The organism is Pseudomonas sp. CBS (assembly GCF_024734645.1).
GTDB lineage: Bacteria > Pseudomonadota > Gammaproteobacteria > Pseudomonadales > Pseudomonadaceae > Aquipseudomonas.
The window spans coordinates 1,218,106-1,238,937 of record NZ_CP102929.1; the positions used below are offsets into that span (position 1 = coordinate 1,218,106).

Here is a 20,832-nt window from a genome sequence, read left to right on the forward strand (position 1 = left end):
ATCATTCAGAATTTGACGCCAATCTACTGGCTCAAAAGCACCGTAAAACCCTTGTGGGAGCGGGGTTGCTCGCGAAAGCGGCGGGTCAGTTGATACATCGTTGACTGACCCACCGTTTTCGCGAGCAAGCCCGCTCCCACACAAGCCAGCACACCTGCAGGATCGGTGTTTACTTCTTGTCGCTCAGCTGCATCTGCCCATCCCAACCACCGCCCAGCGCGGCGATCAGTTGCACGCTGGCAACCAAACGGGTTTGCAGCAGGGTCAGCACCGTGCGCTCGTTGCTCAGGGCCGTCGCTTGCACGGTGACCACATCGAGATAAGCGATCAGACCGGCCTTGTACTGGTTCTGGGTCAGGCGTAGGGATTCTCGGGCTGCGTCGAGGGCTTCGTTGCTGACAACTGCCTCGTCCTCCAGGACCTTGAGCTGGACCATGTAGTTTTCCACTTCGCGGAAACCATCGAGTACGGTCTGGCGATACTTGGCCACGGTTTCGTCATAGGACGCTTCGGCCCGGTCGACTTCCGCCGAACGCTGGCCGCCGTCAAACAGGGTCATGGCGAGTTTCGGTCCCACCGACCAGAAGCGGTTCGGCAGGCTGATCCAGTCGGCGTAGGTGCTGCTGGAATAGCCGCCGGCCAGGCTCAGGGTCAGGTCCGGGTAGTAGGCGGTCTTGGCCACGCCGATATTGGCGTTGGCCGCAATCACCGAGCGCTCAGCCTGGGCGATATCCGGTCGGCGTTCCAGCAGTTGCGACGGCAGGCTCACCGGAATCTGCGGCAGCGCCGGAATGTCTTTGCTCACCGCCAGGTTGAAGTTGGCCGGCGGCACACCGATCAGCACGGCAATTGCGTTTTCCAGCTGCGCCCGCTGCCAGATCAGGTCGATCATGCTGGCCTGGGTGCTTTTCAGCTGGGTCTGGGCCTGGGCGATGGCGTCCTTGCCCGAGACACCGGCGCGGTATTGGTTCTGGGTCATTTGCAGGGAGCGTTGGTAGGTGTCCACCGTGGCTTGCAGCAGACGGGTCTGTTCGTCCATGACCCGCAGTTGCAGGTAATCCTGTACCAGCTCCGATTGCTGGCTCAGGCGCATCGCCGCGAGGTCCGCTGCGCTGGCTTCGGCGCTGGCTTCATTGGCTTCCAGGCCCCGGCGCAATTTGCCCCAGATATCGGCTTCCCAACTCACGCCCAACTGGGCGTTCAAGGTGTCGCGGATACCGCTGCTGGAGCTGCTCAGGCTCGCGTTACTGCTGCCGGTGCCCTGGCTGGCACGGGTTTTCCCGGCACTCAGGTCGACGGTCGGGAAGAACGCCCCACGGGCACTGCGCACCTGGGATGCCGCCTGGCGATAACGCGCCTCGGCCTGGGCCACGGTCTGGTTGGAGCTGTTGAGTTTTTCTACCAGCTCATTGAGTTGTTTGTCGCCGTACAGCTCCCACCAGGCCCCTCGGGCCAACGAATCGCTGGGCGCGGCCTGGCGCCAGCCCTGGGCTTCCTTGTACTGGGCCGGTTCGGTCAATTCGGGACGTTTGTAATCCGGGCCCACGGCACAGGCGCTGAGCATCAGCACGAGGCCCACTGTAGGCGCGAGCTTGCTCGCGAAAAGCCTGAGAACACCAGGTTCATTCAGGATGCCAGCGTTATCGTTGTCGCCCTTCGCGAGCAAGCTCGCGCCTACAGGGGAACGCGTTGAATCGGTCATAGCGCAGTGTCCAGGGCAGCATCGGTACGCACTCCGCGCCAGCCGTTGAAACGGTGGCGCAGGCGGTCGAGATAAAGGTAAACCACAGGCGTGGTGTAGAGGGTCAGGATCTGGCTGAACACCAGCCCGCCGATAATCGTCAGGCCCAGGGGCTGGCGCATTTCCGCGCCTTCGGCACTACTGAGCAGCAACGGCACGGCACCCAGAATCGCCGCCAGGGTGGTCATCAGGATCGGGCGCAGCCGCACGAGGCAGGCGGCGCGAATCGATTCCAGCGGGGTCATGCCGTCCTTGCGCTCCAGTTGCAACGCAAGGTCGATCATCAGGATCGCGTTTTTCTTCACCACCCCGATCAGCAGGAACAGCCCCAGCAGCGAGATCAGGCTGAACTCGCCCCCCAGCAGATAGATCGAGAGCAAGGCGCCCACCCCGGCCGACGGCAAGGTCGACAGAATCGTCAGCGGGTGAATGTAGCTCTCGTACAGAATCCCCAGTACCAGGTACACCGCCACCAGCGCACCGAGGATCATGAACGGCTGGCCTTTCTGGGTGGCGGCAAAAGCGTCGGCCGTACCGGCCATCTTCGCGATCACATCTTCAGGCAGGCCGACCTTGGCAATCGCCCGCTCGATGGCGGCCGTGCCCTGCTCCACCGTGACCCCGGGTGACATATCGAACGCAATATTCTCCGAGGCAAACTGGCCTTCATGGCTGACCCGGTCGTCCGCCAGGCTGTTCTCATAGTGGGCGATCGCCGACAGCGGGACGCGGGCACCGGTGGACGTGATCACCTGCATCTGATTCAGGGTGATCGGGTCCTGGGCGTACTTCGGATTGACCTCCATCACCACCTGATACTGGTTAAGGCTGTCGTAGATGGTGGAAATCTGCCGCTGGCTGTAGGCGTTGTTGAGCACGGCGGTGACCATGTCCATATCAATGCCCAGGCGCTTGGCCTGGTCGCGGTCGACAATCAGCGTCACCTGGGCCGCGCCGCGCCCTTCACGGGCATCGATGGCGGTCAGTTCCGGCAGCTCACGCAGCGCGGCGACCACTTTCGGGTACCACAGACGCAGGGCCGCGAGGTCGCCGCTTTGCAGGATGTAGGAATACTGCGAGGTGGTCTGGTCGCGACCGCCGCCAAATTGCAGGTCCTGGTCAGCCATCAGCATCAGGCGCCCACCGGGCACCAGTGGCACGTTCTTGCGCATGCGCTCGATCACCGCCTGGGCGGAAATCTTGCGTTCGCTGATAGGCTTGAGCCGCACCAGCATCACCGCGTTGTTGGTGCCGCTGTTGCCGCCAATAAAGCCCGCCACGCTCAATACGGCGGGATCCTGCAGGACCGCCTTGCGGAAGATTTCCATCTTCGGCTGCATCACGGTAAATGACAGCCCGTCATCGCCGCGCACAAAGCCGATCAGTTGTCCGGTGTCCTGTTGGGGCATGAAGGTTTTCGGCACCACCACATACAGCGCGACGTTGACACCAATGGTCACCAACAGGCTGAGCAGCGTCAGGCGCTTGTGGCGCAGCACCCAGTCCAGGCTGCGGGCGTAGCCGGCCACCATGCGGTCGTTGATCTTCTGGCTCCAGCGCTGCAAGCCTGTCTCCTGGCCTTTGACATGGGGCTTGAGCCAGCGGGCGCAGAGCATCGGGGTCAGGGTCAGCGACACCACCAGCGAGACGATGATCGCCGCCGCCAGGGTGATGGAAAACTCGCGGAACAGGCTGGTGACGATCCCGCCCATAAACAGGATCGACAGGAACACCGCCACCAGCGAGACGTTCATCGACAGCAAGGTGAAGCCGACTTCCTGGGCCCCCAGGTACGCCGCCTTCATCGGCGGCACGCCTTCGTCGATGTGCCGGGAAATGTTCTCCAGCACCACGATAGCATCGTCCACCACCAGGCCGGTGGCGAGGATCAGCGCCATCAGCGACAGGTTGTTCAGGGAAAAGCCGAACAGGTACATCACCGCAAACGTACCCACCAGCGACACCGGCACCGCCAGGGTGGGAATCAGCGATGCACGGAAGTTACCGAGGAACAGGTACACCACCAGGATCACCAGGGCCACGGCAATCAGCAACGTCATCTCGGCTTCGTGCAAGGTGGCGGTGATCACCGGCGAACGGTCCATGGCCAGGTTCAGCTTGACGCTGGACGGCAATACCGCCTGCAAGGCCGGCAATTGCGCCTTGATCTGCTTCACGGTCTCGATGATGTTGGCGCCGGACTGCCGGTTGATCACCAGCAGCACCGCCGAGTCGTTGTTGAAGAAGCCGCTGTTGTAGCGGTCCTCGACGCCGTCGCTGATCTTCGCCACATCCCCCAGGCGCAAGGCCGCGCCGTTCTGGTAGCGAATCAGCAGCGGTTCGTAGTCCTTGGCCTTTTCCAGCTGGTCGTTGGCCTGGATCTGCCAGTTGCGCTGGCTGTCTTCCAGCGAACCCTTGGGCCGGCGCACGTTGGCATTGGCGATGGTGTTACGCACATCGTCCAGGGCCACGCCGTACTGGTCGAGGGCCTTGGGTTCGAGTTCGATCCGCACGGCGGGCAAGGAGCTGCCGCCGATCTGCACTTCACCCACCCCCGGCACCTGGGACAGGCTCTGGGACAGGATGGTCGAGGCCAGGTCGTACAGCTGGCCCTTGGGCAACACGTCCGAGGTCAGGGACAGCACCATGATGGGCGCCTGGGACGGGTTGATCTTCTTGTAGGTGGGCATGCTGCGCATGCCGCTGGGCAGCAGGTTACGCGAGGCGTTGATGGCCGCCTGCACTTCCCGCGCCGCGCCGTTGATGTCGCGATTGGAGTCGAACGCCAGGATCACCCGAGTCGAACCCTGGCTCGACGAACTGCTCATGGTGGTAATGCCGGCAATCGCGCCGAAGGAGCGCTCCAGCGGCGTGGCCACCGTCGACGCCATCACCTCGGGGCTGGCCCCCGGCAGGCTGGCCGACACCACGATCACCGGAAAGTCGATCTGCGGCAATGGCGACACCGGCAGCAGGTTGAAGCTGACGCCGCCCAGCAACATGATCGCCAGGCTCAGCAGCATGGTCGCGACCGGCCGGCGAATGAAAGGTCCGGACAGGTTCATGGCTCAACCGGCTCCAGGCGCACGGGCTCTTTGCGCCAGCGACGGCCAAGGCGGTCGAAATACAGGTAGATCACCGGGGTGGTAAACAGGGTCAACACCTGGCTCACCAGCAGCCCGCCGACCATCACCAGGCCCAGGGGCTGACGCAGCTCCGCACCGGAACCGGTGGCGAGCATCAACGGCACGGCACCGAACAGCGCCGCCAGGGTGGTCATCAGGATCGGCCGGAAGCGCAACAGCGCCGCCTGGTAGATCGCAGTTTGCGGGTCCAGGCCCTGGTTGCGCTCAGCGTCGAGGGCGAAGTCGATCATCATGATCGCGTTCTTCTTCACGATACCGATCAACAGGATGATGCCGATGATCGCAATCATCCCCAGGTCATTGCCACTGAGCAGCAAGGCCAGCAAGGCCCCCACCGCTGCCGAGGGCAAGGTCGAGAGAATGGTGATCGGGTGGATGTAGCTCTCGTAGAGCACGCCCAGCACGATGTACATGGTCACCACCGCCGCCAGGATCAGCAGCAAGGTACTCGACAGCGAAGCCTCGAACGCCTGGGCCGCGCCCTGGAATTGAGTCTGCACGCCGACGGGCATGCCGATGTCTTTCTGCGCCTGGTTGATCAGTTCCACACCCTTGCCCAGCGCTACGCCGGGGGCCAGGTTGAACGACATCATCACCGCCGGGAACTGGCCGATATGCGCAATCGCCAACTGAGCCTGACGCTGTTCCACGTGGGCCAGGCTCGACAGCCGTACCTGGCCGCCGTCGGTGGTTTTCACGTGGATCTGGTTCAGGGCGTCCGGGCCGAGGGTTTCACCGGATTGCGCCTGCAACACCACACGGTACTGGCTGGCCTGGGTGTAGATGGTGGAAATCTGTCGCTGGCCAAACGCGTCGTACAGTGCATCCGTGATGGTCGATACCGACACACCAAGGCGCGACGCGGCGTCGCGGTCGATCACCAGGTACACCTGCAAGCCTTTGTCCTGCAGGTCGCTGGCGACGTCGGACAGTTCCGGCAACTGGCTGAGGGCGTGCACCAGCTTGTCACTCCACAGCGCCAGCAACTCGGCGTCCGGTGAGGACATGCTGAACTGGTACTGGGTGCGGCTGACGCGGTCTTCAATGGTCAGGTCCTGCACCGGCTGCATGAACAGGCGGATACCCACCAGCTTGTCCAATTGCGGTTGCAGGCGCGTGATGATCTGTGCCGCGCTGAGGTCCCGTTCGCCGTGGGGCTTGAGGTTGATCAGCAGGCGGCCGCTGTTGAGGGTGGCGTTATCACCGTCCACCCCGATATAGGACGACAGGCTCTCCACCGACGGGTCTTCGAGGATGATCTTTGCCAGTTCCTGCTGGCGCTGGCTCATGGCCGCAAAGGAGATCGACTGCGGCGCTTCGGAAATGCCCTGGATCACCCCGGTGTCCTGCACCGGGAAGAAGCCCTTGGGCACCACCAGGTACAGCACCACGGTCAGGCCCAGGGTGGCGATGGCCACCAGCAGGGTCAGCGGCTGGTGCTTGAGCACCCACTGCAACTTGCGCCCGTAGGCTTCGATCAACCAGTCGATCCAGGCGCCGCTGGCCTTGTAGAAACGGCCCTGCTCTTCTTCCTTGGGTTCGCGCTTGAGCAAACGCGCGCACATCATCGGCGTCAGGGTCAGGGACACCACCAGGGAAATCAGGATCGCCACCGCCAGGGTGATGGCGAACTCACGGAACAAGCGCCCCACCACGTCGGCCATGAACAGCAACGGGATCAATACGGCAATCAGCGACAGGGTCAGGGAAATCAGGGTGAAACCGATCTGTTTGGCGCCCTTGAGCGCGGCGGCCATGGGCGTCTCGCCTTCCTCGATATAGCGGGAAATGTTCTCCAGCATCACGATGGCGTCGTCCACCACAAAACCGGTGGCAATGGTCAGGGCCATCAGCGTCAGGTTATTGATGGAGAAGCCGGCGAGGTACATCACCCCAAAGGTGCCCACCAGGGACAGTGGCACGGCGATGGACGGAATGATGGTGGCGCTGAAACGGCGCAGGAACAGGAACGTCACCATCACCACCAGGGCAATGGCGATCAGCAATTCGTGTTGTACGTCACGGACCGAGGCACGGATGGTTTGGGTCCGGTCGGTAAGCACCGTCACGTCCAGGCCCGCCGGCAGGTTGTCGGTGATGCTCGGCAACAATGCCTTGATCCGGTCCACCACTTCGATGACGTTGGCCCCGGGCTGGCGCTGGATATTCAGCAGAACCGCCTGGTTTTCATTGGCCCAGGCCGCGAGGCGTTCGTTCTCGGCGCCGTCGACGATCTGCGCCACGTCCTTGAGCCGCAACGGCGCGCCGTTATTGTAGGCGAGGATCAGCTCGGCGTATTCCTTGGGCGAGACCAACTGGTCGTTGGCGTCGAGCATCGACACCCGCGTAGGGCCGTCGAAGTTACCCTTGGGCTGGTTGACGTTGGAGGCCGCGATCAGTGTGCGCACATCCGACAGGTTCAGGCCGTTGGCCGCCAGGGCTTCCGGGTTGACCTTGATCCGCACCGCCTGGCGCTGGCCACCGGCGATGCTGACCATGCCGACGCCGCTGATCTGCGCGATTTTCTGCGCCATGCGCGTGTCGACCAGGTCGTTGAGCTTGGGCAGCAACATGGTCTTGGAGGTGATGGCCAGGGTCAGCACCGGGGTGTCCGCCGGGTTGACCTTGTTGTACACCGGCGGTGCCGGCAAATCCTTGGGCAGCAGGTTGGTGGCGGCGTTGATCGCGGCCTGCACCTGTTGCTCGGCGACATCCATGTTGATGTCGAGGTTGAAACGCAGGGTCAGCACCGAGGCGCCGCCGGAGCTGGTGGACGCCATCTGGGTCAGGCCGGGCATCTGCCCGAACTGACGCTCCAGGGGCGCCGTCACCGCGCTGGTCATCACGTCCGGGCTGGCGCCGGGGTACAGGGTCATCACCCGGATGGTCGGGTAATCGACCTGAGGCAGGGCCGAGACCGGCAACAGGCGATAGGCAATCGCACCGGCCAGAACAATGGCCAGCATGCTCAGGGTAGTGGCTACCGGGCGAAGGATGAACAGCCGCGAGAGGTTCATGCGCCGCCCTTTTGCGCCTTGCCGGCATCAGCCGGGCCTTGCTGCGTTTTGGCTGCCGGCTGGCCCTGGAGGTGTTCGGTCGGCGTGGTCGGCACTTCAGTGCTGTCGTTGACCACTTCGATATCGCTGCCGTCCTTCAGGCGGTCGGTGCCTTCCAGTACGACGCGGTCGCCGGCGGCCAGGCCTTGTTTGATCACGGTGTTGTTGCCGTCGGAGTCACCGATCACCAGCGGACGTACCTTGACCTTCTTGTCGCCATCGAGCACGTAGACGAAGGTGCCATTGTTACCGAACTGAATCGCCGCCGACGGCGCCAGCACCACGTTATGCAGAGTGTCGGCCAGCAGGTGCACATTCACGAACTGGTTGGGGAACAGCGCCTGGTCCTTGTTATCGAACCGCGCCTTGAATTTGAGGGTACCGGTGGTGACGTCGATCTGGTTGTCCAGGCTCTGCAACACGCCGCTGGCTTTCAGCGCCACATCGCCACGGTCCCAGGCTTCTACCGGCAGCTTGTTGCCGGCGTGATAGCGGGCCAGCACGGTTTCCAGGGTGTTTTCCGGCAACGTGAAGGCCACGCTGATGGGTTGGGTCTGGGTAATCACTGCCAGGAAGGTGGTGTCGTTGGCGGCGACAAGGTTGCCTACGTCTACCTGGCGCAGGCCGACACGCCCGGTGATCGGGGCGCGGATCTTGGTGAATTCGAGGTTGAGCTTGGCGTCATCCACCGCGCCCTGGTTGGTCTTGACCGTGCCCTGGTACTGCAACACCAGCGCTTCGGCGGTGTCCAGGGTCTGCTTGGCGATACTGTCCTGGGCATACAGGTCGCGATAACGCTGCACGTCGACCTGGGCATTTTTCAACTGGGCCTGGTTCTGCAGCAACGTGCCCTGGGCCTGAAGCAAGGCATTCTGGTAACTGCGCGGGTCGATTTCCGCCAGCAAGTCACCGGCCTTGACCATCTGCCCCTCTTCAAAGGCGATCTTGACCAGCTCTCCCCCTACCCGGCTGCGCACATTGATGGTGTTCAATGCCGTGACCGTGCCCAGTGCCTTGTAGTACACCGGGAACTCCCCCTGCACCGCAGGCGCTACACGCACCGGCACCGGGCCAGTAGACCCACCAAACCCCGGGCGCATCATGCCCGACTTGCCGGCATGCCCGGCGGGCTTATTCTCGGCGCTGTCTTTGTGGCTGCCGGGCCAGAACTTCCAGCACAGGCCGGCAATAACCAGCAGCACGAGCAGGCCGAACAGCCAGCGGCGGGAGTGACGAGGGGTGGATTGCATGGAGTGATCAACCATTGGGTGCGAGAGCTTCTTCTTCGGGAGGCTGAAAGATAAGCACTGGGGCGCGTTAAGAAAAGCGCCTTTACCGGCTATTTACCTTGGACTTACAACTTTTAACTTCTTGGCTTAGTCCATTGGCTATCCGGCTAAGCGTCTGAAGCACAAATAAAAACGGCCTGGACTAGGCCAGGCCGCAATACTGCATCATACGTGTTACTGCAAAACGACAGTCACGCGTAGTTACAGTTACTTCAAAACAGCCAGGGCTGCTTCGTAGTTTGGCTCTTGGCCGATTTCGCTGACCAGTTCGCTGTGCAGCACGTTGTCGTTCTCGTCCAGCACGACGACAGCGCGGGCGGTCAGGCCTTTGAGCGGGCCATCGGCAATCGCAACACCGTAGTCGACAGCGAATGCAGCCTCACGGAAGTCCGACAGGTTCTTCACGTTTTCCAGGCCTTCGGCACCGCAGAAACGCGCTTGGGCGAATGGCAGGTCAGTGGAGATGCACAACACCACGGTGTTATTCACGTCGTTGACCTGGGCGTTGAACTTGCGAACCGAAGTGGCGCAGGTCGGGGTATCAACGCTTGGGAAGATGTTCAGCACTTTGCGCTTGCCGGCAAAGGTCGCCAGGGTCGCGTCGGACAGATCGCCAGCAGTCAGGGTGAAGTCTGGCGCCTTGGCGCCGACTTTCGGCAAATCGCCTTCGACCTGGACAGGGTTGCCTCGGAGGGTAACTTGAGCCATGAACGGAATCCTTCTAGTGGTGGTAGTGAAACGAATTTCAGGTGCCGAAGTTAAACACAAAGTTCGATGGGCACCTATGGTCGGACGCAAATTGTCATGGTGCGAGGCTCACCGCCCCGCCGCCACGAACCCGCGCTGCAGATCCTCGATCAACGCCTCCACATCCTCCAGCCCCACATGCAGGCGCACCACCGGGTTCAATCCACGGTCAGCGGCACTCCGGCGATCCTGAGTGTCGGCCAGGGTGACCAGGCTTTCATAACCGCCCCAGGAGGCGCCCAGGCCAAACAGCTGCAGGCCGTCGATAAAACGCTCCACATAGCCTGCATCGGCGTTATTGAGTTCGAACGAAAGCAGGCCATTGCTTCCGCTGAAATCACGCTTCCACAGCGCATGCCCCGGATGCTCGGGCAAGGCCGGATGAAACACCCGCTTGACCTGCGGCTGCACCTGCAACCATTGGGCAATCGCCAGTGCCTGGCGCTCGTGCACGTCCAGCCGGGAAGCCAGGGTGCGGGCACCACGCAGGATCAGGTAGGCGTCGTCGGCGCTCACCGCATTGCCAAAGGTATCGCTGATTTTCGCCAGGGCTGGCCATGCGGCTTCGGTAGTACAGACGCTGCCCATCATCACGTCACTGTGGCCGCCGAGGTATTTGGTCAGGGCCATAATGGAGATATCGGCGCCCAACGCCAGCGGACGGTACAGGTAGGCCGCGCCCCAGGTATTGTCCACCGCCAGCAAGATTCCGCGCGGCTTGCACAGTGCGGCTATCGCGGGCAGGTCGCACAGTTCATACAACAGCGAACCGGGGACTTCTGCATAGACCATTTTGGTGTTGGCTTGCAGTTGCGCTTCCAGACCGCTGCCGTCCGGGCTGAAGTAGCTGACTTCGATGCCGAATGGCTGGAGGAACTCCCGGGCCAGTTTGCGCACCGGCGAATACACGGCGTCGGTGATCAACACATGGTCGCCGGGCCGCAGGTAGGCCAGAAACGTCTGCGCCGCTGCGGCGAGCCCCGTGCCATACAGCCGTGTGCGATAGCCACCCTCCAGCTCGGTGACCAAGTCTTCAAGGGCAAAAGCGGTGGGATTCCCGCGTGCGCCGTAACTCAGGACCCGCTCACTGTCGCGTCGGGAGCGGGCGTCACGCATCTGGGCCAGGTTGTCGAACAGCACGGTGCTCAGGCGGGTGATCGGTATGTTGACCGCCCGACCACCGTTGCCCCCTTCGGTACGCGCCGCATGAATCAACCGGGTACGCACCCGTGACGCGGGCAACAACGGTTTGAGACTGGCGATTTCCGCTTCGCTCATCTGTGCCAGCAGGCCGATTTCCCAAGCCAGGTACTGGCGGGCGGCGTCCTTGTTGCCGCTGTGGCGGTCGTGGGTAAAGAACAAAAAGTCGATGCATTGATTGTCGGGAGGTGTCTGCGCGTCCTCGATCACCGGCAAACCCGCCGCCACCCATGCGGCATAGCCGCCGTCGAGCAAGCGCACATCGTCGCCCATCCCCAGCGCAGCAAAAGCAGCCAGCGCCGGATCATCCGCCAGCAGCACCAACGGGCGCGCACCGGCGGTCAACCGGGAACGGATCGACCAGCGCGAACCGGCAATTCGGCCCTTGCGGTGGGTCATGCTCGGGCGCAGGTCCACCAGGTCCACGGCGCCATCCTTCAACGCGTCAGCCAGTGCCTGCACCGATATCACCAGCAGCGCTTCAAAGGGGACAGTCCCCTTTACCTCCAGCGCTTCAAAGGGGACAGTCCCCTTTACCTCCAGCGCCAATCCACTGTGGATTCCACCCTCCAGCACATACGCCTCATGCCCCAACTGGCGCAGCCAACTGGCAACAATCGGCGCACGCACGCCGTCGCTGTCCAACAGCACCACCCGCGCCTGACGCACGCCAATGTACAGGTCGGTGGACTGAATCAACTGCCCGCCTGGCGTATGCTGCGCCCCCGGCAAACTGCCGGCGGCAAATTCTTCAGCGGTGCGCACATCACACAGGAACAGGCTGCGGGCCGGATCCGCCGCCCATTGCCGAACCAGCTCCGCCTCGACACTGACCACCCCTGCCCGCTCCGCCAGTTGCCGGGCAGCCTCACGCTGTTGGGCCAGATCCGTCGAGACCTGATCGGCATAACGCCGGGTACTGCCATGCTCCAGTTTAAAATCCGCCAAGTACCAACCTTGAGTACCGTTTTCCAACGCATAAACCGGGTTCTTCACACCGAGGTTGATCAACGTCTGGGCACCGATAATGCTGCGGGTACGGCCGGCGCAATTGACCACGATCGGCGTCGTCTCATCCGGCACCAGGTCGTGCACGCGGTAACCCAGCTCACCGTTGGGGCAGCAGATGGAGCCAGGAATGGTCATCTTGCGGTATTCATCGAACGGTCGGCCGTCCAACACCACCAGCGGCTCGCCCTTGGCTTGCCACTCCGCCAGTTGCTGCGCGGAGACGTGGGGCGTGTGGCTGGCTTCTTCCACCAACTCGCCAAAAGCCTTTGACGGTACATGCACCCCGGCAAACAGCTGCAGGCCGGCAGCCTGCCAACCGTCAGCCCCCCCTTCCAGTACATGCACCTGCCGGTAGCCCAGCGTCTGCAAGCGCAGCGCCGTGCGCGCCGCCACATCACCGCCGTCCTGGTCGTAAATCACCAGGCGCACCTGAGGGTTGGGGGCCAGGCGCTGCACCTCCAGCTCCAGGCGGCTATAGGGCAGGTTTACCCCGTGGAACAGATGGGCCTCGCCGTACTGGCCGTGCTCGCGTACGTCGAACAGGGCGATTTCCTGGCCGTCGAACAGCCATTGTTGCAATTGCCCGGGTGTGATGGTCTGGCTCATGGAAGTCCCGCAAAAAAAGATGAGTTACTGCAAGGCCAGTGAACGCTCGCCGGCGGCGACTTCGCGTCCCTTGGCATAAGCCCGCTGGACCGCCGGGCGCGCCTTGATGCGCAAACGCCAGGCCTGGATGTTCGGGTAGTCCGCCTGGTCCTGGCCTTGGCGCAGGGGCTGGATCCACGGGAAGATCGCCATGTCGGCCACCGAGTATTCGCCTGCCACATACGGCACCTCGGCCAGGCGTTGCTCCAGCACCCGATATAGGCGCGTGGCTTCGGTATTCAGCAAATCCAGGGCAAAGGGAATCGGCTCCGGGGCCTTCTCCTTGAACAGCTGCAACTGGCTCAGGTACGGGGTGATATGCCCCACCTGCCAGAACAGCCATTCCTGGACCTTCTGGCGCTCGGCGGTGCCGGCGGGCGGCAGGAAGCGCCCCGCTTTGTCCGCCAGGTAATTCAGGATTGCCCCGGATTCGAACAGGCTCAGGGGTGCTTCAAGGCTGTGATCGACAATCGCCGGAATCCGCCCATTCGCACTGATGCGCTGGAAGCTTTCCTGCTTCTGCGCGCCTTCGCGGATGTTGACCAGAATCAGGCGGTACTCCGCCTCCAGCTCTTCCAGCAGGATGCCGACTTTCAGGCCATTGCCCGTAGGCCAGTAATACAGATCAATCATAAAAAACCCTGGATGAACGCTGATCCAATTGTGGGAGCGGGCTTGCTCGCGAATGGGGTGTGTCAGCCAATGAATGCGTTTCTGACCCACCGCATTCGCGAGCAAGCCCGCTCCCACAGTTGATGTGTGTTGTGCTCAGGAATAGGCCCGGATTGAAGGGGCCATCTGCGAGGCGTTGTAGTTGAGGATCCGGCCGTCTGCTTCAACGCCATAACGGCCGTTAAGGGATTCCAGCGGCAGGCCGTACAGGTGGAAATGCAAGGTCGCCTGCTCACCCTCAACGCGAATCCCGTGCAGGTCTTCACCGAGAAACGAGATAGAGGTGCCCGGCTGCACGACGACTTCTTTCTCAAGGGTCAGGGTGGTGAAGCCTTCCTCACGCCCTTCATCGTTGCGGCCATACACGTAATTGATTTCCTGGCCTTCAACGGCAGTGATGATCGCCCAGGTTTCGTGGTTGTGAGGAAGGGTGCTTTTGCCCGGCAGCAGCGAATTCAGGTACAGGGTCGGCGTGTCGCCGTCGTCATTCAGGCGATAGCGGAACGCGGTGCTGCCCTGCCCCGGTACTGGCGCGGGGAATTCGTTGAAGTTGAACAGGTCCCGGCGCTCGGCCAGGGTTTCCAGCAGCCCGACAATTTCCACCAGGGCCGCGCGGTCTACGCCACGCTGGTTGATAACACGGATCTGCTGCAGGAAGTCTTCGATAACGGCGGCACGGTTTGCGGTACTCATGACGAGGTTCCTCTTGTTAGACAGACAGGGTGTAGCGGCTCAGGTTGGTCAACAGGTACGGATCGTTGGCGGTGGGTGGCCGGCGGCCGGGATCGCCCAAGGCATGGCGCAGGAATTCCTGGGTGCGTTCACTGGTGGGGCGCTGGAAGATCTGCTCGGCGCTGCCGTGCTCGACGATCACGCCGTTTTCGGTGAAGTAGACGATGTCGCTGATCTCTTCGGCGAAACGCATTTCATGGGTTACCAGCACGCAGGTCATGCCTTCTTCGGTCAGCTCGCGAATCACCGTCAGCACTTCGCCGACGGTTTCCGGGTCCAGGGCCGAGGTCACTTCATCGAACAGGATCAGCTCGGGGCGCATCGCCAACGCCCGGGCAATCGCCACCCGCTGCTGCTGGCCGCCGGACAACTGGCCGGGATAGGCATCGGCCTTGTGCTCCATGCGCACTTTGGCCAACAGCGCCCGGGCGTCCTTCTCTGCCTCGGCGCGGTGACGGCCAAGCACCTTGCGCGGGGCGATCACCAGGTTTTCCAGCACGGACAGATGCGGGAACAGGTTGTATTGCTGGAACACAAACCCGACGCGCTTGCGCAACTCGATGCGCTGGGCTTCCTGGGTCAGCGTGTCGACCCGGGTCTCGCCCACGCGGATGGTGCCGCGCTGGGGCTGCAACAGCCCGGTGATGCAACGCAGGATGGTCGACTTGCCCGAGCCCGACGGGCCGATGATCGACACCGCCTGGCCGCGATGCACGTCGAGGTCGATGCCCTTGAGCACCCGGTTGTCACCGAACGACAGCTGCAAGTCCCGCAGGCTGACCAGGGGTTCAATAGAAGGCATAACGGCGCTCCAGGCGTTGGGTCAAACGGGAAATCGGGTAGCAGTAGGCGAAGAACAGCACCAGCAGGCTCAGGTAGATCACCACGGTAAAGCCGGTCATGTTCACGGTGTTGCTGGCGATCTGTGCGGTGTCGATCACGTCGTGCACGCCCACCAGCGAAGCCAGGGCGGTGCCCATGGTGACCACCGCGTAGAGGTTCATCCACGGCGGCAACATGCGCTTGAAGCATTGGGGCAGGATGATCGAGCGGAAGATCTGGCCACGGGTAAATGCAAGTGACCGCGCCGCTTCCCATTGGGTGCTGGGGATCGAGCCGATGGCGCCGCGAAAGATCTCCGCCACGTTCGCGCTGGCGGGCAACGCCAGGCCGATGGTCACCTTGACCCAGTCCGGGAACGACACATAGCTGCTGCCAATATGGATCTCGAACGGAAACACGTAGGTGGTGAAATAGATCAGCACCAGCCACGGCGCATTGCGGAAAATCTGCACCCAGACTCGTGCCGGCAAGCGCAGCAGGCGCAATGGCGACAGGGCCAACGCGCCCACTATCAGGCCCAGCAGCGAGCCGAGACCAATCGCCACCAGGCTGATCAGGATGTTCTGGCCGAAACCGCTGACCAGCGCCGGCGACCATTGCAGCAACGCCGACAGCACCGGGAATGAATCAATGGCCATAGCCGGGCATCCTCAGGCGCGCTTCCAGCCAGCGCCCCACACAATTGACGGTAAAACTCAGCAAGCCGAAAAAGCTCAGGATCAGAATCATCAGCTCCAGCACGTTGTCGCTCTGGGTCCAGATCATGATCGAGGCGTAGGTGATATCGCCCACGGCGATGGCTGAGGCCACGGCAGTCATTTTCACCAGGTCAATCAGGTTGTTGATCAGCGACGGCAAGGCGAAGCGCAGGGCCAACGGCAACTGCACGTTCCACAGCAGTTGCCGGCTGCTGAAGGCCAGGGAGCTGGCGGCTTCCAGGGTCACGGAAGGTACCGCCTCAATGCCGGCGCGCAGGGCTTCGGCGTGGAACGCGCCCTTGTGCAACGAGATCACGATCACCACCCAGGCAAACGGCGTCAGCGGGTTAGCCGCACCGACAGCCTGGGTCAGCAGCATGTTCAACACCAGGAATGCGCAGTACAGCTGAACCAGCGTAGGCGTGTTGCGGGTCACTTCGATAAACACCCGCGCCGGCTTGGCCAGCCACGGATTGCCCGAAGTCAGCAGCGCCGCGAGGCTGATCCCCGCCAGCAGGCTGCCGACGATGGTGAACAGGCACAACAGCACGGTGGTCAGCGCGCCCTGCTCCAGGGTGCCGCGCTGATAGGCATCCAGCAGGAAGCTGTAGTTGAGGCCGATACCGGCGGCCCAATGCACAAAAATCTCCAGCCAATGACTCATTCGGCGCCCCGCAGCTTGCCGCAGGCGGCAGCGATACGGCGGCCGGCTTCGTCCACGCTGTCGGTCGCCGTAGCGATGGACAGGCGAAACCACGGCGACAGGCCGTAGGCGCTGCCGGCTACACCGGCCACGCCCTCCTCCAGCAAGTACTCGACAACATCGCTGTCGTCGTTCAGCTGTTGACCGTCCGGGCGATAGCGACCAAGCAAACCGGCGCAGCGCACGAACACGAAAAAGCCGCCCTGAGGTTCGAGCACTTCCAGGCCGTCGACGGTGCCGAGGGCCATCATCAGCAGGTCCCGGCGCAGCTGATAAGCCGCCACTTGTTCGGCCAAAAAGCCCAGCCCGCCGGTGAACGCGGCCAATGCAGCGGCTTGACCCACGGAAGAAGCGCCGGAGGTGGATTGCGATTGCACCACCGCCATGGCGTTGGTCAGGGTCTGCGGCCCGGCGCCAAAACCGATGCGCCATCCGGTCATGGCGTAGGTCTTGGACACGCCGCCCACCAGCAGGCAACGGTCCTGCAAATCCGGTGCGACGTTCAGCAGGCTCTGGGCCGGGCGGCCGTCGAAACGAATGTGTTCGTAGAGTTCATCCAGCAGCACCAGCACCTGGGGATGGCGATGCAGCACCTCGGCCAGCGCCTGTAATTCAGCCTCGCTGTACACGGCACCGCTCGGGTTGCCCGGGCCGTTGAGGATCAGCCAGCGGGTGCGTTGATTGATGTGCTGTTCCAGCTGGTCCGGCAGCAGCTTGCAGCCCTGCTCCAGCCCGCACTCGATAAACACCGGTTCGCCACCGTTGAACCGCACGCTGTCAGGGAAGGACGGCCAGTACGGCGTCGGCACCAGCACTTGATCGCCGTCGTCGAGGGTGGCGGCGAAGGCGTTGAAGATGATCTGTTTCGCGCCGTTGGCGATCACGATATTCGGCAGCGAATAGTCCAGGTGGTTTTCTTCGGCCAGCTTGCGCTGCACCGCAACGCGCAAGGCTTTCACACCAGGTGTTGGCGTGTATTTGGTGGCGCCCGCAGCGATGGCCGCGTAGGCGGCTTGTTTAATGTGCTCCGGGGTGTCGAAGTCTGGCTCACCGGTGGTCAGGTCCAGAATGTCGCGGCCCGCATCGCGCAGTTCCGTGGCACGGGACTTGGCCGCCGCGTTGGCCGACAGCGACACCCGCTGCACTCGCTTCGACAGACGAACCGTCATGGCCGCACCTCCAGGACTTTGCCGGGGTTGAGCAGGTTTTTCGGGTCGAGGGCCTTCTTGATGCGGCGCATCAGGTCCAGCTCCACCGGGCTTTTGTAGCGGCCCAGCATGCCGACCTTGCGCTGGCCGATTCCGTGCTCGGCACTGATGGAGCCGCCGTGAGCATGGGCACTGTCATGCACCAGCAAGCTCAGTTCGGCGTAGTTGCGCATGTGCTCGTCCACCGTGGAACCCAGCGGATGGGCCACGTTGTAATGCAGGTTGCCGTCCCCCAGGTGCCCGAACGTGAAGTTGCGAACGCCGGGAAAATGCACCTGCAACAGCGCATCGGTATGGGCGACGAAGGCGACGATTTGCGAGATAGGCACCGAGATGTCGTGCTTCATATTGCGCCCGGCGCGCTTCTGCGCCTCGCTCATGTTCTCTCGCAGCAGCCACAGGGCTTCGCTCTGCGCCAGGCTCTCGGCGATCAGTGCGTCGGCCAGCAATGACTGCTCGAAGGCTTCACCGAGGACGTTTTCGAAGGCTTCGCGGGCGTGGGTTTCGCCGTGGTTATCCGAGAGTTCCAGCAAAGCGAACCAGGGTTGGCTGGCCTTGAGGAACGGTTGCGGGCCTTCGGGAAACTGCTCGCGCAACAGCGCCAGGCAATCGGCGCTGAGCAGCTCGAATGCCGTGAGATTTGCGCCAAAACCGGCGCGGGCATGGGACAGAAAAGCGACGGCCTGAGCCAACTCATCAAAGGCCAGCAGCGCAGTGGCCTGGGCCTTGGGCAGCGGGAACAGCTTCAGGGTCGCGGCGGTGATAATGCCGAGGGTGCCTTCGCTGCCCACGTACAAATCCCGCAAGTCGTAGCCGGTGTTGTCCTTGCGCAGACCGCGCAGGCCGTTCCAGATTTCGCCTTCGGCAGTGACCACTTCCAGGCCCAGGGTCAGCTCGCGGGTGTTGCCATAGCGCAGCACCGCCGTGCCGCCGGCATTGGTCCCGAGGTTGCCGCCAATGGTGCAACTGCCTTCGGCGCCCAGGCTCAGCGGAAACAGGCGATCGGCTTCCCGGGCCACGTCCTGGATGTTTTGCAGGATGCAGCCGGCTTCGACGGTCAGGGTGTCGTTGTCGGTATCGATCACGCGTACCCGGTTCATGCGGTCGAGCAACAGCAATACCGCACGACCACTGGCGTCCGGCGTCGCGCCTGCCATCAGCCCGGTGTTGCCACCCTGAACCACGATGGGCGCTTCCAGGGCCACGCAGGCGCGCACCACGGCGGCGACTTCCTCAGTGTTGGCTGGGTGCACCACAGCGATCACCTGGCCGGTGTAGCGGCCCTGTTTGTCGGTAAGGTACTGGGGAGCGTCTTCACTGCGCTGCACATGGGCGGCGCCGAGCAATTGCTGCAGGGTGGCGAAGAGCGTTTCACTCATGACTGTACTGCTCGTGCAGATTACGCAGGGCCTGCGACGGGGCCATGCCGGTGCGTTCGCCGAGGGCGATCAACCAGCCGCTGCGATGCCAGTCGCGCACGATGGCGTCAAGCTTGGCCTGGGTGTCGTGCTCGCCCTTGCGGATCCAGATCACGGATTTGGACGGGATCAAATCCCCCGGCAACGGAATCTCGTAGCCGGACCATTCGGCATCCTCCAGCAGCGCGTGCATGGTCGGGCTGACGTGCACCGCCGCCACGCAGCCATTGCCGCGCAGCGACAGCAGGGATTCGGACTGGCTGCGGAACGCCTTGATCTGCGCGCCGTAGGTTTCCTGCAACGGCTTGATGAAGTTACTGCCCTGGGACACGCACACCGGCTTGTCCTTGAGGTCGGCCCACTGGGTGATACCGGCGCCTTTGCGAATCAACGCTGCGCCGCCGACTTCTTCATAGGGCGTGGGCACGTAGTCGAGAATCTCGGCGCGCTCGTCGGTGTACTGCATGTTGGCGATCAGCACATCGACCTTGCCTTGTTGCAGGAACTGCACGCGGTTGGGCGCCAGTACCGAGACGGTCTTGGTCTCCACACCCAGCGCCTGGCCGAGGCCCTTGGCCAGCTCGACGTTGTAGCCCAGGTGTTCGCCGGTCTTGGGGTCGAGGGTGCCGAACGGCGGGCCGCTGAGGATCACGCCGACACTGATGGCGTGGCGTTGCTGGATTTTGTCGAGGGTTGCGTCAGCGTGGGCCAGGCTTGCGCACAGCGCCAGGCCCAAGGCAGTCAGGGTTTTCAATGTCATGTGTCAGGCGCCCTTGAACTGTTTCTGCAACTCCACCAGCGCCGGGGACGCCGGGGTGATGTGGTTGCGGGTCTGGGCGTCGATGAGCCAGCCGCTGCGGTGCAGTTCCTTGATGATCGGGTCGAGCTTGGCCTGGGTGTCGTTCTCGCCGCGACGAGTCCAGATCACCGACGGCGCCGGGTTCAGCTCGGGGCTGATGGCGCGGTAGTCCTTCCATTCGGCGCTGTCGTTGATCAGCGGGTTGATCAGGGTGGAGTCATGCACCGCCGCGACGCAGTTGTTGCCGCGCAGGGCCAGCAGGGATTCGGAGGAGCTCTTGAAGCCTTTGATCTGTGCGCCCAGCTCGGTCAGCGGCTTGACGTAGCTGCTGCCCTGGGAGGTGCACACCGGCTGGCCTTTGAGGTCTTCCCAGTGGGTGATCTTGCTGTCCTTGAGTACCGCTGCGGTGCCGCCGATCCTGTAGAACGGCGTCGGTACGAAACCGAGGATTTCGCCGCGCTCGGAGGTCCACTCCATATTGGCGATCAGCAGGTCGACCTTGCCCTGCTGCAGGAACTGCACGCGATTGGCCGGCAATACCGGTACCAGTTGCACCTCGGCGCCCAACTGCCGGCCCAGCTCGTTGGCCAGGTCAACGTTCAAACCCTTGGGCTTCTGAGTGGTGGGGTCGATGCCGCCAAACGGCCCGCCGGACAGCAGCACGCCGACCACCAGCACATGGCGCTGCTGGATCTTGTCCAGGGTCGCGTCGGCCTGCACCACCGCGCTGCCGCCCAGGGCGATCAATGCGCCCAGGACCACAGGCAACCTTCGTTTTACCGCCGCGCGCACAAAACCCATGGAACTCCCCTCATTAGCGGTCGGCGTACCCCGACCTGATGTGGGGGCATGCTAGGGAGAGTGCCGGGGTAACGGAAATTCAAATATCTAATATCGTTATAACTTCCCGTAAATGGACGACCT

15 protein-coding genes are annotated in these 20,832 nt (G+C 62.8%); all 15 read right to left on the reverse strand.

From position 1 onward, the window contains the following. Positions 1–169 precede the first annotated feature (169 nt). The gene (locus tag NVB75_RS05405) at positions 170–1,702 is read right to left on the reverse strand and encodes an efflux transporter outer membrane subunit (protein WP_275712244.1); all 1,533 of its coding nucleotides are present in this window, start codon (positions 1,700–1,702) and stop codon (positions 170–172) included. Beyond that, positions 1,699–4,806 (reverse strand): efflux RND transporter permease subunit, encoded by a 3,108-nt coding sequence (locus NVB75_RS05410; protein ID WP_258346342.1) that lies wholly within the window; start codon positions 4,804–4,806, stop codon positions 1,699–1,701. Before NVB75_RS05410 ends, NVB75_RS05405 begins: the two co-directional genes overlap by 4 nt. Continuing rightward, positions 4,803–7,904: an MdtB/MuxB family multidrug efflux RND transporter permease subunit gene (locus tag NVB75_RS05415; RefSeq protein WP_258346343.1), complete on the reverse strand. Its 3,102-nt coding sequence runs from the start codon at positions 7,902–7,904 to the stop codon at positions 4,803–4,805. Before NVB75_RS05415 ends, NVB75_RS05410 begins: the two co-directional genes overlap by 4 nt. Next, positions 7,901–9,208, reverse strand: coding sequence for an MdtA/MuxA family multidrug efflux RND transporter periplasmic adaptor subunit (locus NVB75_RS05420; RefSeq protein WP_258346344.1), 1,308 nt, complete (start codon positions 9,206–9,208; stop codon positions 7,901–7,903). The genes NVB75_RS05415 and NVB75_RS05420 overlap by 4 nt, the downstream gene beginning before the upstream one ends. A 231-nt stretch (positions 9,209–9,439) precedes the next feature. Continuing rightward, positions 9,440–9,940, reverse strand: coding sequence for a thiol peroxidase (gene tpx, locus NVB75_RS05425; RefSeq protein ID WP_003207496.1), 501 nt, complete (start codon positions 9,938–9,940; stop codon positions 9,440–9,442). Between the two features lie 108 nt (positions 9,941–10,048). Beyond that, positions 10,049–12,796: a cystathionine beta-lyase gene (gene metC / locus NVB75_RS05430; RefSeq protein WP_258346345.1), complete on the reverse strand. Its 2,748-nt coding sequence runs from the start codon at positions 12,794–12,796 to the stop codon at positions 10,049–10,051. Between the two features lie 24 nt (positions 12,797–12,820). Continuing rightward, positions 12,821–13,468, reverse strand: a complete 648-nt coding sequence (locus tag NVB75_RS05435) for a glutathione binding-like protein (protein ID WP_258346346.1) — start codon at positions 13,466–13,468, stop codon at positions 12,821–12,823. Positions 13,469–13,603: 135 nt separating this feature from the next. Next, positions 13,604–14,200 carry a cysteine dioxygenase gene (locus NVB75_RS05440; RefSeq protein ID WP_258346347.1) on the reverse strand — a complete coding sequence of 199 codons (597 nt, stop codon included), beginning with the start codon at positions 14,198–14,200 and terminating at the stop codon, positions 13,604–13,606. Between the two features lie 16 nt (positions 14,201–14,216). After that, a complete protein-coding gene (locus tag NVB75_RS05445; protein WP_063030762.1) occupies positions 14,217–15,041 on the reverse strand; it encodes an amino acid ABC transporter ATP-binding protein in 825 nt (274 codons plus the stop codon). Further along, positions 15,028–15,720, reverse strand: a complete 693-nt coding sequence (locus NVB75_RS05450) for an amino acid ABC transporter permease (RefSeq protein ID WP_258346348.1) — start codon at positions 15,718–15,720, stop codon at positions 15,028–15,030. The genes NVB75_RS05445 and NVB75_RS05450 overlap by 14 nt, the downstream gene beginning before the upstream one ends. After that, positions 15,710–16,444 (reverse strand): amino acid ABC transporter permease, encoded by a 735-nt coding sequence (locus NVB75_RS05455; protein WP_076013862.1) that lies wholly within the window; start codon positions 16,442–16,444, stop codon positions 15,710–15,712. The genes NVB75_RS05450 and NVB75_RS05455 overlap by 11 nt, the downstream gene beginning before the upstream one ends. After that, on the reverse strand, positions 16,441–17,652 hold the full coding sequence (locus NVB75_RS05460) for an aminotransferase class I/II-fold pyridoxal phosphate-dependent enzyme (RefSeq protein WP_258346349.1): 1,212 nt from the start codon (positions 17,650–17,652) through the stop codon (positions 16,441–16,443). The genes NVB75_RS05455 and NVB75_RS05460 overlap by 4 nt, the downstream gene beginning before the upstream one ends. Then, positions 17,649–19,070, reverse strand: a complete 1,422-nt coding sequence (locus tag NVB75_RS05465) for an FAD-binding oxidoreductase (RefSeq protein ID WP_258346350.1) — start codon at positions 19,068–19,070, stop codon at positions 17,649–17,651. Before NVB75_RS05465 ends, NVB75_RS05460 begins: the two co-directional genes overlap by 4 nt. Then, on the reverse strand, positions 19,063–19,869 hold the full coding sequence (locus tag NVB75_RS05470) for a transporter substrate-binding domain-containing protein (protein ID WP_258346351.1): 807 nt from the start codon (positions 19,867–19,869) through the stop codon (positions 19,063–19,065). The genes NVB75_RS05465 and NVB75_RS05470 overlap by 8 nt, the downstream gene beginning before the upstream one ends. Before the next feature lie 3 nt (positions 19,870–19,872). After that, positions 19,873–20,709 (reverse strand): transporter substrate-binding domain-containing protein, encoded by an 837-nt coding sequence (locus tag NVB75_RS05475; RefSeq protein WP_258346352.1) that lies wholly within the window; start codon positions 20,707–20,709, stop codon positions 19,873–19,875. Positions 20,710–20,832: the final 123 nt, after the last annotated feature.

Excerpts from the sequence above, each read along its gene's own strand:
- NVB75_RS05405 (WP_275712244.1), bottom strand. The coding sequence starts at position 1,702 with ATGACCGATTCAACGCGTTCCCCTGTAGGCGCGAGCTTGCTCGCGAAG.
- NVB75_RS05450 (WP_258346348.1), bottom strand. The coding sequence starts at position 15,720 with ATGGCCATTGATTCATTCCCGGTGCTGTCGGCGTTGCTGCAATGGTCG.
- NVB75_RS05440 (WP_258346347.1), bottom strand. The coding sequence starts at position 14,200 with ATGAGTACCGCAAACCGTGCCGCCGTTATCGAAGACTTCCTGCAGCAG.
- NVB75_RS05445 (WP_063030762.1), bottom strand. The coding sequence starts at position 15,041 with ATGCCTTCTATTGAACCCCTGGTCAGCCTGCGGGACTTGCAGCTGTCG.
- metC (WP_258346345.1), bottom strand. The coding sequence starts at position 12,796 with ATGAGCCAGACCATCACACCCGGGCAATTGCAACAATGGCTGTTCGAC.
- NVB75_RS05460 (WP_258346349.1), bottom strand. The coding sequence starts at position 17,652 with ATGACGGTTCGTCTGTCGAAGCGAGTGCAGCGGGTGTCGCTGTCGGCC.
- NVB75_RS05435 (WP_258346346.1), bottom strand. The coding sequence starts at position 13,468 with ATGATTGATCTGTATTACTGGCCTACGGGCAATGGCCTGAAAGTCGGC.
- NVB75_RS05475 (WP_258346352.1), bottom strand. The coding sequence starts at position 20,709 with ATGGGTTTTGTGCGCGCGGCGGTAAAACGAAGGTTGCCTGTGGTCCTG.
- NVB75_RS05465 (WP_258346350.1), bottom strand. The coding sequence starts at position 19,070 with ATGAGTGAAACGCTCTTCGCCACCCTGCAGCAATTGCTCGGCGCCGCC.
- NVB75_RS05410 (WP_258346342.1), bottom strand. The coding sequence starts at position 4,806 with ATGAACCTGTCCGGACCTTTCATTCGCCGGCCGGTCGCGACCATGCTG.
- NVB75_RS05420 (WP_258346344.1), bottom strand. The coding sequence starts at position 9,208 with ATGGTTGATCACTCCATGCAATCCACCCCTCGTCACTCCCGCCGCTGG.
- tpx (WP_003207496.1), bottom strand. The coding sequence starts at position 9,940 with ATGGCTCAAGTTACCCTCCGAGGCAACCCTGTCCAGGTCGAAGGCGAT.
- NVB75_RS05415 (WP_258346343.1), bottom strand. The coding sequence starts at position 7,904 with ATGAACCTCTCGCGGCTGTTCATCCTTCGCCCGGTAGCCACTACCCTG.
- NVB75_RS05470 (WP_258346351.1), bottom strand. The coding sequence starts at position 19,869 with ATGACATTGAAAACCCTGACTGCCTTGGGCCTGGCGCTGTGCGCAAGC.
- NVB75_RS05455 (WP_076013862.1), bottom strand. The coding sequence starts at position 16,444 with ATGAGTCATTGGCTGGAGATTTTTGTGCATTGGGCCGCCGGTATCGGC.